The organism is Paenibacillus sp. NRS-1781 (assembly GCF_050467745.1).
Lineage (GTDB): Bacteria > Bacillota > Bacilli > Paenibacillales > Paenibacillaceae > Paenibacillus > Paenibacillus terrae_A.
This window is the reverse complement of record NZ_JBITPI010000027.1, coordinates 1-17349: the sequence shown is the minus strand read 5'-3', so window position 1 is coordinate 17349 and position 17349 is coordinate 1. Positions and strand designations below refer to the sequence as shown.

Sequence of the window (17349 nt, the reverse complement as noted above, 5' to 3'; positions counted from 1 at the left end):
CAATACCGAGATATAAAACTACAGTGGCTACGCAATAAGGACAATGAACCCCAGATTACCCCAATTTATTTAAAAGAAGATGTGGTTAAGAGTTTTGTTACAAAGACATCACATGAGCTTAACGACTTATATAAAGAATGGGGAATCGAGTCTCTCTAAGCAAGATATATTTGAGCTAACGGGACACGGTAGTTGAATATCACGCATTGTTGAGCAGGCGTTACAATCTGCTCTTTTTATTAAACTAACGGGCAGTTTAGTGATGGTGGCTACCGCCAAAAGTCTTGGAATCCCTTTAAAGAAGAGAAATACACTTAACATCAAATTTTGGTTATATCGATTTAGAAGAGCTCTACTAGTAAGTCATAAGTCCATCTCCATTTTTCTTCATAATCGGTTCTAAGCGCCGATTTTAATTCCGTGGAACAATTCAAAAAACGGCCGCTGTTCGCATCGTTTGCGACAGGGCCGTTTTTTATTTTTTGTACGCTAGCTTCAAATTGCTCGGCTTTTCATTTTTTGAGAGGCTGTGAAGTAGTATGACCCCTGCAAAGAACAGATTGGGTAGCAATTCGAAGCTACTTGAAGAAAACAAAACCACTCAAAACTATTAACATCTGGAAACTGATGCGAACAGCGGAACTTTTTTATGATTGTTCCACAAAAGAAATGGGACTTTGGGCGAAACAGCAACTGCGGGCCTTCATTAAGGAGAATAATTTGGTTACGGCGCAAGATGCGCAAAATGCGCTGAAGAACCTGTTTGCCGAGACGATCCAGGAGATGCTAGAGGCGGAAATGGAAACGCATCTGGGCTATGAGAAGCACGATGTGAAGGCCAAGGAGACACCAAACAGCCGGAATGGCAAAAGCAGAAAACTGTGGTCAGCGAGTACGGCGAACAAGAGATCTCCGTGCCACGCGACCGCCTCGTCGAGTTTGAGCCACTCGTGGTGAAGAAGCTCATTGTTCAGCGAAGCGACTCAGAAGCCCATTCGGTATCAGGTGAGGATCGGTTCACAGCAACCATCGACTCTCTGAGCCCTCATGATCTGATACGTACTTGCTCTTCTTCCACATCGTTCATCCGCATTCCCTGACAACGATCACTTAATAACGGCTTGCATGCACTATTTTTGCCAAACACTCATAGGGTCCCATGGCTTGATCTGATTGCCATATTTTCCGGTCAAAAAAACTTTCATGTCTTCCAGCTTAGCAGGCACCTCGTTCCAAATTGGAAGGGGTGGTAACCCTCGTTTGCTTTTCAATAGGATATCCACTGTAACATACAAGCGTTCTGGCTGAATCCAATGAAAGAAGCGGGAAATATCAATTTTCTTGGTCAGGGACAAGGAATCAATTTCGTCATTGTAATGCTTGTTGAACTCGCTGATCAGGTTCAGGAGGTAGTCTCTCTGCTCCTTCACGAAGTCCAGGCCGCAGATGGCGCCATGTCCTGGAACAACGATTTCGGGTTTAATTTCATCAATAATGCGATCAAGCACTGTAACCCAATTGAGGGTTCCCTCTTCGCTGTATGCCGTACAACCGTTAAACACGACATCGCCGGCGAACAGCACTTTTTCTTTTGGCATCCACAGCAGCAAGTCACTGTCAGAGTGGGCCGGAGCTACGTTGTAAATCATAACTTCCGTATCGCCAAGACGGATGTTGATATCGTCCTTTATCTCAATATTCGGGAGCACCCATTCTACGCCTTCCAGGTCGAATCCTTCAAATTCCGCTGCAAAAAATCGCTCGCCCGAAGTCGATTCCAGAGAATCCTTTCCTCTTCTGATGACGCTGTCCATCCAAGCGATATTTTCGGTAAGGCGCTCTCTGGACGCTTCCTTGTGCATAATAATAGAAGCATCTTCAAACATTTTGTTTCCCCAGGTATGGTCGCTGTTATAGTGCGAGTTCACCACATATGCGGGAGAGCCGCCGTTGCTTACTTCCATAAAAGCCTCCCGCATTTCCCGCGCATGGAACAAATCGAAGAACGTGTCATACACCAGCCCTTCACCCTTGTTGATGAACCCGGCATTGGCCCAACTGATGCCGCGATACGGCGAAATACCGGCAAAGACGCCATCTGCAACTTCAAAAAATTTAACACGAGGTTTTTGGATAATACGTCCATACTTCATGAAAATTCTCCTTTGCGTATATGTTTTTGGGGTAAGGCATACTGACTATGTCTTTATTATAGAGAATGGAAAACAGAAATGCAAGCATGTACTTGCATGCATTTTCTCTGTGCTATATGATAGTAACAGAACAACATCACACTACATGGATGGAGGCGCTGCAACATGAAGCTAGTAACCTTTCAAACCAAGACATCCCAGGAACCTTTGTTTGGGCTTGTAATTAACGAGAAATTTGTCGTGTCTTTTGCCGCAATCATGAAAAAGCAGGGAACATTCGTTGACAGTCTTGAATGTATGGACAGCTATCTTCATTATTTGCCGGCAAGTTATGATGCCGCTAAGGAATTGGTGCAATATGCTGTCGAACAGTCGCATCAATTCAATGAACATGAAATCTGCCCGATTGCAGCGGTAAAACTGCTGCCGCCGGTTCCGAATCCGGCTGCGCTTATCGATTTTGGGCTGACGCCAAGACATCTGAGGAATGCTGGCGCAAATCTGCTGCAAAGAGAATATACAGGGCCGGAAAGAGAAGAGCTTAAACGAAAAATTACCGAAAAATTCCAGAAAGATTCGAATAAAGTAACTTTCAGTTATTACAAGTGTAACCATAATGCATTAATTGGCGATGGGGATACGATTCATTGGCCTTCGTACACTTCCTACCTGGATATCGAGCCGGAGCTGGCCTTTGTTACAGGGAAGGGGAACTGCATTGCAGGTTATGTTATTTTTAACGACAGTACTGTCCGCGATGTGCAGTGGCCGGATTTCCAGGCGCTGACCGGACCGACGCGCTGCAAAGATTTTGATCGCAGCAAAGGAATAGGACCATTTCTGGTTACGCCGGATGAAATCGACAACCCGCTGGTACTGGATGTGGATGTACGCATCGGGGAGAGACTGCACTGGAAGGGAAGCACATCCGAGTATTCTGCACACCCTGAAAAAGTGATGGAGGAGGTTCTCAAAGTTTTCACGCCGCTCCCGGGCACGATTATAGGAATGGGGACGATACCGGATTGCTGCGCAATCGAGACCGAACAATGGCTGTTGCCCTCTGACCGAATCCAGATTACATTTGATAAATTAGGCACGCTCACGCAATTGGTGCCTGATCATGTCAAGATTACGGAACCAAGCCGCTGGGAAAAAAGAAGCGATTTTCCTTAAATAAACGTTTATGAAAATGATGAACCCCGACCCTGCTGCACATGCAAAACTTGTAGTAGAATAGGTTTAACATATACAAAAGGAGAAATACAATGCAAACTTCAGACAGAATCATTGAAGCCGCGACACGGCTCATCAAAAAGAAGGGCTATCGGGGAGTAAGCACCAAAGCCATTGCAACGGAAGCTAAAGTCAATGAATCTACGATTTTCCGGCAATTTGGAAGCAAGAAAGGCATATTGGAAGCCATCATTGAAAGACATTCGGATATCCCGCAATTTGAGAAGCTGTTAAAAGAGGACGCGACCGATAATCCGGAAGTCGATCTGCTGAATGTAAGTCAGCAGTACCGTTTGTTTTTCCATAAAAATGCGGACATCATTTTGATTGGCATCCGCGACAAAGGAATGCTACCCGAATTGGACAGAGTGCTGGCCGATCCGCCGGTGAAGCTGCACTCCTTGCTGGTTGAATATTTTGAACGCCTGCAGATGAAAAAAGTTATAGCCAGACAGGATGAGCGTCTTGCCGCCATGTCTTTTCTCTCGATGTGCTACGGATTTCAGATGAGCGAGCTGATTCACCGGCAATATCAGTCCCAACTCGTCACCGAGGAAGAGTTCTACAAGCACAGTGTCTCATTGTTTGTTAAAGGAATTTTGTCTCAGTCATAAGCTTTGTTGATTTATTTAATGATAAGTTTAAACTTATTAAGTTGGAGGATATTTATGAGTAATAATAAAGAAAACGTAATACTCTATATAAGATTTAAAATTAAAAGTGAAAAAAAGGAAGAATTCAAAGAACTATTATCTGCTAATATGAGAGTGATGGAACATGAACCAGCTTTTGTAAGTGCCGTTCTTTCAGATGATATTGATAATTCAAATGAGGTTACTCTTTTTGAAATCTGGAAAGGAACAAAGGAAAGTTGGCTAAAAGAAGAACTTCCTAAACCTTATAGAAAAACATATGAGAATAAACTTGTGGATTTAATCGATGAAAGAATAATTAGTTATCTTACACCAACGAATGAGTGGAGAACTAATTTAACAAACAAATAGATAGATTAATTAATAATTTAAAGAGTGACTTGTCTAAAAAACAGGTTGCTCTTTCTCGTTTTAAAGAAAGGACTGAAACAGAGTCTGTAAACTATATTTTGTAGTCTCCCATACCCACTCTTTCTATTGCAGCCATTATTGTGATACGTTAATTAGTTCTTACCATGCTATAATTCTGTGGATGTTATTGAACTAACGGGACACGCTAGTTTAATAAAACAGCGGTAGTCTAAGACTATATTTTCTGGTCTAAGGCTGCCGCTGTCTTTTTTGTTGGAGCCAGTCTAATACTTTATTTTCTCCTGACACCATGAGTCTTTCTTTCATGAGTACTGTGAGAGTTCAAAATCTGTATTTTATCCTACTTTCATGTCTCCGAATCCACTACATATCCTCATGCAGGAAAATTTCCGATATTTGTTCCTCCGATATCACCTTGAAGCCTTCCTTTTTCAGCAAAGCCGAGGTCACGCCATTCCCCGCTATTTTCCGGTTTTCAAATGACCCGTTATAAATGGCGGCTGATCCGCAGGATGGACTGTTTTCTTTTAAAACAATAAGTGTAGCGTTAATCTCCTTAGCTATGTTCAAAGCTTCGTATGCACCTTTAATGTACATCTCACTGACATCGTTGCCCGAGGACTCAACCACCTTGGCTTTACCGTTCAGTACATTCTCCCCCGTCCCGTCCACAATTTCAGCAGGCGGTCTCGGCGTCATAAAGCCCCCCAACAGTTCAGGACAGATGGTCATAGCCTTCTTTTCCTCTACCAACTTCTGAATATGTACGTCCAAGCTATCCGTCCCGTTATACCGCACCTTCATCCCTGCCAAACAAGAACTTACCAAAATCATCTGCTTCCACCTCATGTCCGTTGCTTTTCACAACTTAAGTCATTTAAGTATAATCAAATTTTCTCATAGAGTCATCGTACGAAAAATAAAACTTCCTTCTTCCATATCAATCAGGGTGCTTCTTCTACCGTATGACATTAAAAATGAAAAAAGCGAAGCTGCTGCCCTCTGTGTGTTCACTACAGGTTCTGCATAAACACTTTGTACGGATAAAATGGCAGCCAGCAAAAAAAACAATAAGCCCTCTTATCATTGCACACCTCCATATTCTGTTATTTGTCTATAGAATACAATTTGAAATGTGGAGGTGTGTGAAAATCTTACTTTCTATCCCCATAAATTGTTGCGGAGCAGTTTTCGGAGTACAGGCACGGATGGGCACCTGCCCACATACAATAAACAGATCACAAGCCCGGTAAGGTACCATAAACCGGTAAGTTCGCAACTACCTCAGGAGGTGTCATCCGTGCCCGGACTATTTAGCGCTATCGCTCTGTTCATCAAGGAATTGACGCTACTCGTCTCTTATGTGAAAAACAACGCTTTTCCACAGCCATTGACTGAGAAAGAGGAAGCCCGACACCTAAAGTTGTTTGCCGAAGGCAATGCGCAATCCCGCAACACACTAATTGAGCATAACCTGCGGCTGGTGGCTCATATTGTGAACAGGTTGTGTTCCAGAAACAAAGTAATTATCTTTTGAAAATCCATCCACCATTCTGTTTAGGAACCCATAGAAGGATAAGCTAAATTGTTTCTTTTCATGGTCATATCGGATTATAATTTCATCAATCAGATTTTCCACAATCCTTCTTTTTATCTCTGGTGCTAATTCATTGTTTAATACTTCCTGATATTTAGATACCATCAGTTTAATGACATCCTCAGACATCGACTGCCGATTCAATAAAGATATTTTTTCCTCAAGTCGTCCAAGCTCACCTTCGATTCTTTTTACCTCTTTATTTAAAGCGGTCATATCAGTTTCCAATTCATCCTCCTCAATAACCCCTTTCCTAAACATAAACTTTATTTTCTCTCTTTCCTTTTCCTTCTCTCCTATCTGTTTTTCGAAGATATTTTTCAAATTCATGAGTTCATCTGTAGCATGGCTATCCTTTTTGGAAAGATCATTTTTTAGGTGTTCAGGATTGTTCAGAACCTTCACAATTATTCCCCATATATACTCATCAAGAATTTCAGTTCGGATCACTGGAATATCGCACTTTTCTACCCCTTCACCATACCTCTTGGGGTATTTGTTAGCACATCTGTAAATGGGATAACTCTTCTTCTCACCGTTTTTAGCTTTACCCGGATAGCTTGTTGCTTCCCACACACGTCCACAGTGACTACACTTGATTAACGATCTTAACAAATAATGGTGCTTAACATTCCGACCTGTACGTGTAAAATTAGTTCGCTTCTTTTTCTGGGCAAGTTCAAAAGTTCCCAAATCAATTAATGGAGGCACATCTACACTTATCCATTCTTCCTTATTCCTTATAGTGTAAGTCTTTTTAGCTTTACCTGATGCTGTTTTTTCACCTTTAATCTTCTTCGTTGATCTGCGGTTATAGTAATATTTACCGATATAAATTTCTGAAGTCAGGACGCGACCAATAGAACTGGCACTCCACTGCTTACTTTCTGCTCGTTTAGGAACAGCGCCCATCAAATATAAGTTCTCACCAATCTGCTTCATCGTTTTGGAATCATGAACATACCAATGATAGACAAGTTGAACGAATTTAGCTTCCTCTTCATTGATTATAAGCTGACCCTCAACAAGATCATATCCATAAGGTGCTACACGCATTGGCATAATTTTTTTGTCTTTTTCAACTGCTCTGAGCCTACCACGCACAGTACGCTTTTTAATTAGGGATAACTCATACTGAGCAATAGACGACATCATGTTAAAAAACAACTGGCCTTCAGGTGTGTTTTTATATTCTGTATCTACGAAAATAAGCTCTACATCATGTTTTTCAAGCTCGCGGCAAATAATGAGTTTGTCGGTCAGATCTCTTGTCAGCCTGTCGGGATGCGTCACAATTAGCGATTTGATTTTACCTAGCTTAATGTCTTGCATCAAACGGTTAAGAGCAGGACGATCAATGTCCTCCCCTGTAAACCCTTCTTCTTGATAGACCTGTAGAGTATTTTCCTGAATTCCTAATTTACGTGCCTTATTAAAACAGATCTCCACTTGACCTTCCAAACTTGTACCCTCGGAAGCTTGCATTCCTGTAGATACTCTTGGATAAATAGCCGTTATGTAAGCATTCAATTGTCTACACCTCACTTTGTTTTGTGTTCATTATAAATCCTATGCTCATTACTGTATATAAATAAAGAAAAAACGATGCTGTTACACATCGTCTTCTCTTTTTGTTGATTGATTACTTATTTGTTCAAGTATAATTTCTAGGATATTCTGCAATGGTTTATCATTATTTATGTATTGGTCTGATACTGGATTAAAAACAGGGACAAAGGTGAATTCATTCTTCTTCATTGTTATACACCACCCGTCTTTAAGCTCACATGGATAGTGTATGAACGATGAGATTGTCCCTATGTCACGGCTACATCCTTGAATAATCCGATGTATAAATATCACATTCCTCTAAGCTATGTATTTTTGTCAAAATGCTTACTATGTGTTGCTATATGTATAATTCAAGCGTTCTATTTTCAATTCTAAGGCTTCCTAACTTGCTACCCCAACTCTTTCAATCCTAACCGTAAACACGCTTTAAAATCACTTCTAGCTCGTCTGAGCAGTAATAATTGTCTAGAAACGTCCTAACAACTTCATATGGATAATCTTCATCCATTATGGCTGTCATAATGAATCTTTTTGGCTCTATATGTATTCCATCTGTACTCAATTGACCTGCTACAATAGCATATTCGTTTATAAGGTCTTGCAGAGTTGTCTGTCTACTCAAATTATCTGCCTCCATGTAAAATGTTGATTTTATAAACTATCCGTTGAAAACTAACCAGAGGAATCCATACATTAAAGCGATTAGTCCTATAATACCGAACAAGCAAAAAAGTAAAAGCATAAGAACAAATTTTTTACCTTCCATAATAATCACCTCATTATAGAATATAAAACCTGTAGAAGAAGTCGGCTACGATCCAATCAATTTTACATAATAAAGGAATATGTAAAAGGATACTATAGATTGTTGTATCCAAACATGCTAACTAATCAAGCGGATTACCTCCCAATGTATCAAATCCATAGATATAAGCTTTTGTCTACTTAAACCAATCTTAAATTCGGCTTATTCGGTGTCATATCCACAATGTTTCCAAACTCATCCACTTTACTTGTAAATGATGGTAAGGGTTCACCAATGATCTCCTGAACCATATCCAAAACATCAAAGCCCTGTTGTTTCATCACCTTAATACATTCGTGCATCAGGTATCCCGATACTGCACGGTCATTCAATAGAACACTGTCTGTAGCAGCAAAATCTAAGAATGCAGCTCCATCAATTACATCTGGTAAATCATTGATTGCTTCAATCGTCCCTTTATAGTTCACTCTGCTCCAATCGTCCTTCACTTTATCCCGATTGAAGGAGAACAATCCAAGGAATTCGTCTTTTGTCAACGGACACATATCAAAGAAGATTGTGTAATGTCGCAAATTTGGATAGTTCATTTCAAACCCTTCTTTTAAGCTGGAATCAATATCGAGCATCATAGCCTTCTTCGACTGATAGTCATTTTTTATATGTTTCGTTGCTTTATCCAGATTATCGCGCATATATGTACATATACTTTTGGCTTCATTTGAAGCCTTTCTAAAAACTGTTTCATACTCATTAATCTTATTAATCATGTTATTCAAACAGACAATAGCGTTAGTCGTCTTTACTTTGGGTATTTTAGATGATTCATCAGTAATCAATTCTATGGCTTCCTTAGATATTCTGAGCAAAGCCGATTTAGACAGGATGAACTCTTTATCCTCCTTTAAATCTTCGTAGGCGCTGATCATTCGCATCATACAGTCATCAAGCTCGTTGAGCTTTTGTTTGATTTCAAAATTTTTGTTCATTTAATATTTCTCCCTTGATATGTATTGGTATAACCGATCTATTACTGGCCTTTACTTCTCAACCTAGTAAATTACTGTCTACAATATTTATTCATTAAATCTAAGTAGTCATCTATAAGCTTTTCTTGTTGATCAATATATTTATCAAAAACTCCTGTGAAATTCTCCAAGTCGCTTAGGGTTAAATTTAAATCAATAGAATTATTAATCATCTTCTTCAATTGAACTGTCATGCTTTCTGCCACTTGTTTCCCTTTGTTGCGTAGCATTTGCAATTCATCATTAATGGAAAAGTCCACCTTTTGCATAACATCTTCTGTTTTTTCAATAGTTTTCAATAATCTTTCGTAAATTACACCTGCATCGACCTGCATTTTAACAGGAATTTTTATTGAACTATTCATTTAATCGCTCCTTTTTATATGTACTATTTTATATAATTCCAGCTTTACTTCATGTGAAGACAATCCAACACTAGCTCAATCCACATCACCCCTTTCAAGCCACTTCGTTCAATGAACAATGGTTTGCGAATGTACACCCTCAATTTCGCTGATTTTCAAACTAGCCATGTCAAGGCTAGAGCGCATTGAATTTAGCCTTTTAGTGGTATCATCGGTTATTTCTTTAACATCACTAATATGCGCTCTTGTCATAGCTTGAATAGTATTTTTGACCTCCTCTACATATTCCCTAATCATCTGCTGGCTCTTCTTTGTCTTAAAATGAGAACTGCACATCAAATCGACGCCCTTTTCAAGTACTTTTTCAGCGTTATCAAAAGCCTCATTGAATTTATTCATCTCATATTTTCTCCTCGTATATGTATTTATTGTAATTCTGAGCTATTTTACTGGCTCCTACTTTAAGTCTATGACAAAGGTTGCAAATCGTTAAGGTGAGTTATACTTTTTATTTCCTGTGCCTTCATCATCTAATTAGAAATGTATCTAATTAATTTATTCAAACAATCTACTTGCTTATATTGTAATCATTACATGGATTAGCTTCTGATTCAGGTTCAAATATCTAAATTACAGACAGTCACAAGTGACTGGATGACGTAGCAATAGCGTAGCGCTTGCGGAGATTCTTTTGACCTTAATCTTTAATGCTTTTAAGTGCAAGGGAAACTCATGGTAAATAAAACTATTTCGCTACGCTACATAGTAGTATTTCCAGTCACCGTTTCCCCTCTTGCCTACGGCAATTCACCCCTATGCTCCTAATTTTGATTTTTTTGATTTGATGTATGATTTGGACGCACAAAAAGCTATATAAACAAAGGATTATTTATCAATTTTGTGGTTTGAGGGTATCTATATAGGTATTTTTCCACCGTTTGGACGCAACATATTAGTCAAAAACCATATGTTTAGCCAATATCCAGTACCTTTTGTTATAGTTTGGATTAGCTTCACCGTTGTCTAATCGTCTTCTTCTGTCCTTGTTCGTTTTAGAATCATTATTGATATTATATGGTAAACTGTTCTTCTGAAAATAAATATTTAACTGTTCAACATCTTTCTGTCGTCTTCTTCTTCCATCATGTAAATCAACTTTTTTAATTAGCTCTGCTTGTTCTTCCTTGTATAAACGTTTACCGACAATAGTATCTAAGTAATCAGTAATATCAGCCTTTTCATATGTATCATCCAATATTGTATATGTATCTTGTTGGAGCTTTACTTTTATGTAGTTCATATATCCATCTTCTTCACTGACCACTTTTTCAAAAAACTGCTTGTCATAGATTTCTTTAAAGAACATCAAATCATTGATAGCTTTATCATATCCAACTTCATTATTTACTGGACGGTCATATACAATACGATTAGGCTGTTTCCTATACTTCTCCACATAGTTTGATGTTCCATGTTCTTGTAGGTATAAGGCAGGTTCGATCTGTTTGTCACAGTCTCTGATCAGTTTGTTCAACATTTTATTCGAGATATTTTTGATGATTACAATGACTTTATCTGAATGGTCGATGATCCTCTTCCTACCTAAGCACTGAATCAGAACGTCTATATCCATAATATCGACAATCACATACTTGATTAGTTTATCCTTTAGATTGATGCCATTGTCTAGGGTAGATGTGCTGAATACAAACTGTTCGTCAAACTTTTCATCAATCAGCATCTTACTAACCTTTTCTTTGTCCATGTGCTTTTTCTCTGGAGCGCTTCCAGAAGGAGAACAGACAAACATAGAGTTTTTAAATGTATCATGTAGTTTGAACGCCTTAGCTGAACTTTTAGTGAAACAGATCGCTTTGTGATTCTTGGGTATTTGACGTAGAAACTTTTCCAACACTTTGTCATTCTGATAGAAAATCATTTCCTTGATGTGACTGTAATCATGAGGAATAGAATAACTTTCGTGTTTTATATTTTTATACTTTAAGAATGCAATCATTGCATCAGCAGTTGCAGACATACATATTCTTATCTTACTTTTCTCATTGATCATCGCATAGAATGAATCTTCTGTGTTTTTATTGTATCTTGACTCAGTTAGAAAGTAATGAAACTCGTCACACACTATGTACTTATAGTCTGCTTTGACAATCGCACTATTTTTTTGTAGCTCCCATTCATACTTTTGATACAAGATAATTGTGATTACATCTGACTTGCCATCCCGTCTAATTTCCTCTCGAAACTGTTCATTTAGCCTAGTCCGATTGAGGAAGAAAAGAATCCTAGCCCTCTCCTTCTTCGCTATGGGATAGAGTTCATTTTTTATAAAGTGACTTTTACCCACACCCGTACCAGCTTCGATTGTTATAATGTCTCCACGTTGCCATTTATGGATATGTTCAGTTAGTACATCTGAAACAGTAATCCTTTTCTTTGTTGATTGTGTCAAAATTTCTCCTTTCTGCTCAGCACATAAGTATCTTCAGTTAAAGATAAATGGACAATTTACACTAACTAATGACGTTGCACCTATAGAAATATAGACTACTCCCGTTACTTTTATCTATTCCTCAAAAAAGCATACAACTAAAAAAACTTTCAATCTTGATTAGACAAATCAGCTTGACATTATGCTCCACATCATAAAATCAATTTCATTCGTCTAAACAGACTTATAGTCCTGTTATAATTTCGAGCAAATTAAATAATACTCACGCAACTGAGCGTGAACGTCGACAACGATAAAATTATCTTAAACGAAAGATAACCTCACCTATGCAAGTACTATAATTTGGATTGTCAAAGATCGAATAAATTCAAGAGACAGACTTCACTCTAGGAAGTTGTGTCCCCGTAACACTCCCTCCGTTTTCACATTGTATTTTATTTACTCAAATTACTTTCTGGGTATTACTTTTAATTTAGTTGCTCACTTCTGCTTTTGAAACAAAATCAAAGTTATATGTATAGTCTTTGTAATTCTTCAACTAGCATTTAACAAAATCACTTTGTTTTCCCTTTCTTTTTATTATTTTATCTCCATTACTATTCCAGTATAGCATATATTCCACCAGAGTCAACCCCTTCCTTTTATTTATTTTTCAGCCATGCTTATTTGTAGTCGCTGAAATATGTATATATAAAGGAAGCGAAAAATTCGAGTCGCTATTATTCGGGCAAATTGATCCTAATCCATCCGTTTTCACCAATCGACTCAGCTACATCCTTATGTATAGACTTCTTTGGCCTGCCCAATCACAACAATTTGCCACGGTGGATATTGGAGCATGGTGAGTTAAATTTGACGCACCTTCGTTTGAAGCAAGGTGTATGCAAATATCATCCCCCTTTATTCTGATTGGACAACTATAAAAAAGCTCACTCCCATTAAAAGGAGCAAGCTTAAAAATTTCTGTATGGCGCTGTAATGCAACTTAATTATCTTCATCCTTAAAAATAGCTTCGAACTCTTCATCTGTGTAATTCCTATTGCTGGGTACATGATAACGCTGAGGAAGTCCATTATGATCCAGTATGTGATCAACAACCCCTTCTCTATCCGAAACAACAAAAGTGATCTCATCATCACCTTCATAGCTCTTTGGAGTGATATCAGCCAAAACTAACCAAGCAGCTCCCTCAATCTTGTAGAATTCCGAGTAAAACTTTACGGACTTTTCAATGTCATCATGTATGACTCCATATAACTTATATTTTTCTTGATAGTCCTGAGCTATTTTTTTAGCTTGATTAGCTGTTAATTTAGTGTTCACTTTTTCGTCCATTATTCTTCATATCCTTTCCAACTAGGTAGAGGCCACTGTCCCTTTCTCAACTTGTAAATATATCTCTGTGCTTCGTATATTTCTGAGGAGTTAAATTTGTCTTTACTTTTCATGATTTCATTATAAACATATTCTTCTTTTTCTATAGTCGATAACTTCATATATTTTTCTCTTCCCAGTTCTCCAAAGTGTTTTGCATGATAAGATTCGTGAATCGCACTTAAGTAGGAAGCATCAGGTCGTAACACAATCTGTCCTGTACTGGGATTAAAGCCACCTACAGCTTTTTCGGGAAGTATAGCCCCCTTTTTATCAATCAAAACCTTTACATCAATATCATTCATTTCTTTTTTAAAACCTTTCATTTCACTGACATTCATAATTTTCAGTCCATCTGGCGTTATCCTTCTCTGACCACTTACAGGCATCTCTTCCCACGATTTTAAATCTAAATCGTGACCTTTGGGAAATGGTCTTACCTCACCGTTAAACTTGATTGTATTACCAATCCCAAGTTTAGGCTTGATTATTGAACTAACTCCACCCACCATTCCTGCTGTACCGATCATATTAGCCCAGTGTTCCTTTGACCAGGCATCATTGGGATTAAATGCCCCCTGAATCATACCCGTTACTCCAAATGTACCGAAATTGAGCATGTCATTCCACGAATCGTTTTGTTTGGCTGCTCGTTCCATATATCCTTCATACATTCCTTTCGGAATACCATAGGACATATAATCTAGGAAGCTCCAAACTGAATCAAATTTTTTCTCATAGCGTACTGAGTTAGCGTCTACAAAATCCTGACCTAGTTCAGTTAAGCTATCTGCCGATTTCTGAAACGCATTCCGTGTATCTGGAGCAGGAACAGCACATGAATTAGGTGGAGGCGGTAAACAACTCGTGTCAATATTACCCCCTTCCATTAGATCGGCTAATCTGAATTTATCTGCATGGTGACGTAACTCCCTAGCAATAGAATCCGTCAGGGTAACAAAGTCATTCATATTCTTCTGAGAGGTCTGGAAGGAATAGTAAAAGTGCTCCTTAGTCAGTCCTTCCCACAATTGCCCCATAGATGAAATTTGTTGTACTAAATTACTATTCATTTGAGTTGCCGTTTGCTGTGCTAACTCAAATTTCTTAGAAATGGATATAAGTTGTTCGGGTGTCACTTTAATAGTTGTCATAGTTTACCTCTAGTCATGAGTTCGTTATGACATAGTAACATTATTCCGATTTATGGAAAACTAACTTAATTCCTAATTGTTATGTGAAGGACTAACCTTTCTACCTACGTCTAAAGACTTAAATCATAGCCATATCCTGTAATTCAGGGATGAGTGTCAGGAGTTTTTTTTATAGTTATGTAGCTGTTGCTTTGTGATACCAAGTTCCTGTGCAATATCCTCTTGGGTTTTTTGCTGAGCAAAATAATTTTGGTCAGTAATTCCATATGTGTGTTGATTACTTATATATATATAAAAACACTCCTTAGAATTTTATCGGCTAAACCTGCGTTGGGTTTCTCCAATATCCGTTTTAGGGAGTGTATTTTTGTTAAGATGGGCTTTATATCTTTCCTCATTCATTTGAAATGTTAAGCGCCTCCATGTTGATCGTAAAGCACGATATTCTGGTGTTGGCTATGAGTCTGAACAGGTACAATCACGATAAACAAAAAACTAGTTGCGACGATCAATAGTACCATTTTTCTTAACATCATCTATCCACACCCTTTCAATAAATTTTAAATAAGTTGCCTTAGTTTCGGGTACTACATAGACTCGATAACGTTCAAACAGCACCATACATTTTTTAAAATAAGTCTCATTATTTAGTATATGATATTTCTCCATTGAATACATCAAATGTTTAAAGCCATCACTGTACATCCCCCAATACAAATAATAATAAGCCAATTCGTATCCCAGACGTGCAAACTGTTCTGGAATCACTTGTTGAGTATACACATCATTAGATTGAGGCAATTGCAAAAGTGAGTTAATATCCGTTTCAAAACGCTGAAGTATATCATTTACGTCTATCTGGTATCGGTTTGCCATCATCATAATGTTTAACAGTTGGGTGACCATATCTTGGTCAGTTGTATCTGACGATGCACCAATATATTCTACATAATCATATAAGGCGTTTATATCTCCAGATAAAACCTTGTTCACGATAACGTTAGCTTGCGCCCAATGTTTAAACAAGCTAATCCAATATTTAGCATCTTCGTCCTTCTCTTTGACCCAACTTAAATCAGCATAGGCGTATGTATATTGTAGAGCCTGTTCATAATCTTCCCGTGATTCACATACACCTGCACATAATAAATCTGCATAGCTAATGTACACAAACATGGGACGACTCAGCTTCTTTTCAGACTCATTACGCTCTCGACTCTTCTGTTGATGCTTCATCGAATATTGGATTTCCGCTTTTCCTCTCATTTTCCTTGCCATTTCATCCACCTTATCCCATTCACGTAAAGAACGATATACATTCGCCAAATCCTTTAACGCATCAAGTTGTACTACTTCGTCCAACCGTTCAACAAAATCCTCAAATCGTGTAGCTGCCTTGAGATTTCGGTTTTGATCGTCTCCAACCTGAATCGTGAACATGCGATATTGACAGATTGCCAAGTTTTCAGAATGTTGGTACTTCTCACCTTCAGCGATGTTCTCGTATAGGTAAGCCGCTGCTTCATTATAACCTTCTTCATAACAATCCTCGGCTAATTCAAAGAGATAATGGAGATAGTTCGGTTTATCCAGTAGTATGCTTACTACTTTTTGCAAACAGTCTACGCGCCGAAACTGCACACAGCGATACAAGAAAGGGCTAATTCTTTTCCAGTTTAGCGGTTCTTCCATAATGCACTCTTCAACATACAGTTCATAAAAATGATCCGGTGGTAAATCCATTCCTAACGTGATTCGATCCAATTGGTGCATCGAAATGGTACGATTGCCCGTCACAATGCTACTAACTGTACCTACATTCAAATCAATAATGCGACCAAACTTGGTCATACTCAATCCTTTCCGTCTCAGGTAGGTTTGAATTTCTGCGCGTATCGTGGGTGTGATTGTCATGGATAAGCCACCCTTTCAGCATAAAATCGTCATATGATGCATAGTTAAATAAATTATGTAATTGAGAAACAAGTAGTAGAATAGATTTGTTTTATTGCTCTTGATTATACCATCTTCTGGAACAAAATCATATACCTCTCAGATATTTACTTAAGATACCTTTTTGGATAGTTTGCAAAGATTTCTTGATTAAGGGTATCATCATTTCGCCAAGCGACTTGTTCTTTACTTGATAATCTATAGTAGAAAATAGCGGTACTACTCAAGCCATGCAAAGTTACCTGATTGAACATTGATACTCATGTTCCTTTGTAATCTATCGGTATATTCACCTTAAAATTGATGTGTGGAGCAGTCGAACAACTAACCACAATTTGCGTATGGTATTGAGTCGAAAAATAGGCTAAGTCGGGGAGTGGAAGTGCTAGGGGCATATTTGTGGAAATTGAAAGGTAATTTGATTTTAAATACCCCCGGTATCTACAACATTGGATAAATTTTGAATATATTATAATTCGCTACTTAAATTCCCCGGCATCGGAGAAATTTGTTCATAAGCTTAATCACCGTAAGCAAAATAACTTCAGTGTGTAGCTGGATGTACTAGGGGCAATTTTGGAAATTAAATAGGTGTTTTAGGTGTAAATACACCCCCCTCATTTTAATTGAATAACAATATATCACGTCTGTTGATTAA

Annotated in this window: 15 protein-coding genes and 2 pseudogenes; 5 read left to right on the top strand and 12 right to left on the bottom strand. The window is 38.3% G+C overall.

Annotated elements, in window-relative coordinates; translation table 11 throughout:
- Positions 1-669: 669 nt before the first annotated feature.
- Positions 670-962 (top strand): annotated as a pseudogene (locus tag ACIFO6_RS11295) (transposase); the annotation flags it as partial.
- Between the two features lie 168 nt (positions 963-1130).
- Here ACIFO6_RS11295 and ACIFO6_RS11290 read toward each other — a convergent pair.
- Positions 1131-2153: an MBL fold metallo-hydrolase gene (locus ACIFO6_RS11290; RefSeq protein WP_430040770.1), complete on the bottom strand. Its 1023-nt coding sequence runs from the start codon at positions 2151-2153 to the stop codon at positions 1131-1133.
- Positions 2154-2318: 165 nt separating this feature from the next.
- Between ACIFO6_RS11290 and ACIFO6_RS11285 the strand changes: the two genes are divergently transcribed.
- The 3 genes from ACIFO6_RS11285 to ACIFO6_RS11275 all read left to right on the top strand — a co-directional run bounded on the left by ACIFO6_RS11285 (position 2319) and on the right by ACIFO6_RS11275 (position 4393).
- Positions 2319-3329, top strand: coding sequence for a fumarylacetoacetate hydrolase family protein (locus ACIFO6_RS11285; protein ID WP_430040769.1), 1011 nt, complete (start codon positions 2319-2321; stop codon positions 3327-3329).
- Positions 3330-3421: 92 nt separating this feature from the next.
- Entirely contained in the window at positions 3422-4003 is a 582-nt protein-coding gene (locus ACIFO6_RS11280; RefSeq protein ID WP_430040768.1) for a TetR/AcrR family transcriptional regulator, read from the top strand.
- 54 nt (positions 4004-4057) lie between these two features.
- Positions 4058-4393, top strand: a complete 336-nt coding sequence (locus tag ACIFO6_RS11275) for an antibiotic biosynthesis monooxygenase (RefSeq protein ID WP_404521488.1) — start codon at positions 4058-4060, stop codon at positions 4391-4393.
- 384 nt (positions 4394-4777) lie between these two features.
- Here the strand turns inward: ACIFO6_RS11275 and ACIFO6_RS11270 are convergent, their stop codons facing one another.
- Positions 4778-5248 (bottom strand): DUF523 domain-containing protein, encoded by a 471-nt coding sequence (locus tag ACIFO6_RS11270; protein WP_430040767.1) that lies wholly within the window; start codon positions 5246-5248, stop codon positions 4778-4780.
- 466 nt (positions 5249-5714) lie between these two features.
- On the opposite strand from ACIFO6_RS11270, the pseudogene ACIFO6_RS11265 reads away from it, so the two are divergent.
- A pseudogene (locus tag ACIFO6_RS11265) lies at positions 5715-5918 on the top strand (RNA polymerase subunit sigma-70); the annotation flags it as partial.
- On the opposite strand, the gene ACIFO6_RS11260 reads toward ACIFO6_RS11265, so the two are convergent.
- The 10 genes from ACIFO6_RS11260 to ACIFO6_RS11215 all read right to left on the bottom strand — a co-directional run bounded on the left by ACIFO6_RS11260 (position 5874) and on the right by ACIFO6_RS11215 (position 16652).
- Positions 5874-7556, bottom strand: coding sequence for a recombinase family protein (locus tag ACIFO6_RS11260; RefSeq protein WP_430040766.1), 1683 nt, complete (start codon positions 7554-7556; stop codon positions 5874-5876). The pseudogene ACIFO6_RS11265 and the gene ACIFO6_RS11260 overlap by 45 nt on opposite strands.
- A 66-nt stretch (positions 7557-7622) precedes the next feature.
- Complete coding sequence (locus ACIFO6_RS11255; protein WP_430040765.1) at positions 7623-7769, bottom strand: hypothetical protein; 147 nt, start codon at positions 7767-7769, stop codon at positions 7623-7625.
- A gap of 223 nt (positions 7770-7992) precedes the next feature.
- Positions 7993-8205, bottom strand: a complete 213-nt coding sequence (locus ACIFO6_RS11250; protein ID WP_430040764.1) for a hypothetical protein — start codon at positions 8203-8205, stop codon at positions 7993-7995.
- A 323-nt stretch (positions 8206-8528) separates the two neighbouring features.
- Positions 8529-9335, bottom strand: coding sequence for a hypothetical protein (locus ACIFO6_RS11245; protein ID WP_354453324.1), 807 nt, complete (start codon positions 9333-9335; stop codon positions 8529-8531).
- Positions 9336-9406: 71 nt separating this feature from the next.
- Positions 9407-9739 carry a hypothetical protein gene (locus ACIFO6_RS11240; protein WP_430040763.1) on the bottom strand — a complete coding sequence of 111 codons (333 nt, stop codon included), beginning with the start codon at positions 9737-9739 and terminating at the stop codon, positions 9407-9409.
- A 108-nt stretch (positions 9740-9847) separates the two neighbouring features.
- Entirely contained in the window at positions 9848-10138 is a 291-nt protein-coding gene (locus tag ACIFO6_RS11235) for a hypothetical protein (protein WP_354452184.1), read from the bottom strand.
- Between the two features lie 553 nt (positions 10139-10691).
- Positions 10692-12209: a DEAD/DEAH box helicase family protein gene (locus tag ACIFO6_RS11230; protein WP_430040762.1), complete on the bottom strand. Its 1518-nt coding sequence runs from the start codon at positions 12207-12209 to the stop codon at positions 10692-10694.
- A 985-nt stretch (positions 12210-13194) separates the two neighbouring features.
- A complete protein-coding gene (locus ACIFO6_RS11225; protein WP_430040761.1) occupies positions 13195-13545 on the bottom strand; it encodes a hypothetical protein in 351 nt (116 codons plus the stop codon).
- Positions 13545-14738, bottom strand: coding sequence for a WXG100 family type VII secretion target (locus tag ACIFO6_RS11220; RefSeq protein WP_430040760.1), 1194 nt, complete (start codon positions 14736-14738; stop codon positions 13545-13547). The genes ACIFO6_RS11225 and ACIFO6_RS11220 overlap by 1 nt, the downstream gene beginning before the upstream one ends.
- A 495-nt stretch (positions 14739-15233) precedes the next feature.
- On the bottom strand, positions 15234-16652 hold the full coding sequence (locus tag ACIFO6_RS11215) for a transcriptional regulator (RefSeq protein WP_430040759.1): 1419 nt from the start codon (positions 16650-16652) through the stop codon (positions 15234-15236).
- Positions 16653-17349 lie beyond the last annotated feature (697 nt).

What these genes read in the sequence shown, in the direction of transcription:
- ACIFO6_RS11290 (WP_430040770.1), bottom strand. Translation starts at nt 2,153, where the DNA reads ATGAAGTATGGACGTATTATCCAAAAACCTCGTGTTAAATTTTTTGAA.
- ACIFO6_RS11285 (WP_430040769.1), top strand. Translation starts at nt 2,319, where the DNA reads ATGAAGCTAGTAACCTTTCAAACCAAGACATCCCAGGAACCTTTGTTT.
- ACIFO6_RS11280 (WP_430040768.1), top strand. Translation starts at nt 3,422, where the DNA reads ATGCAAACTTCAGACAGAATCATTGAAGCCGCGACACGGCTCATCAAA.
- ACIFO6_RS11275 (WP_404521488.1), top strand. Translation starts at nt 4,058, where the DNA reads ATGAGTAATAATAAAGAAAACGTAATACTCTATATAAGATTTAAAATT.
- ACIFO6_RS11270 (WP_430040767.1), bottom strand. Translation starts at nt 5,248, where the DNA reads ATGATTTTGGTAAGTTCTTGTTTGGCAGGGATGAAGGTGCGGTATAAC.
- ACIFO6_RS11255 (WP_430040765.1), bottom strand. Translation starts at nt 7,769, where the DNA reads ATGAAGAAGAATGAATTCACCTTTGTCCCTGTTTTTAATCCAGTATCA.
- ACIFO6_RS11245 (WP_354453324.1), bottom strand. Translation starts at nt 9,335, where the DNA reads ATGAACAAAAATTTTGAAATCAAACAAAAGCTCAACGAGCTTGATGAC.
- ACIFO6_RS11240 (WP_430040763.1), bottom strand. Translation starts at nt 9,739, where the DNA reads ATGAATAGTTCAATAAAAATTCCTGTTAAAATGCAGGTCGATGCAGGT.
- ACIFO6_RS11235 (WP_354452184.1), bottom strand. Translation starts at nt 10,138, where the DNA reads ATGAATAAATTCAATGAGGCTTTTGATAACGCTGAAAAAGTACTTGAA.
- ACIFO6_RS11225 (WP_430040761.1), bottom strand. Translation starts at nt 13,545, where the DNA reads ATGGACGAAAAAGTGAACACTAAATTAACAGCTAATCAAGCTAAAAAA.
- ACIFO6_RS11220 (WP_430040760.1), bottom strand. Translation starts at nt 14,738, where the DNA reads ATGACAACTATTAAAGTGACACCCGAACAACTTATATCCATTTCTAAG.
- ACIFO6_RS11215 (WP_430040759.1), bottom strand. Translation starts at nt 16,652, where the DNA reads ATGACAATCACACCCACGATACGCGCAGAAATTCAAACCTACCTGAGA.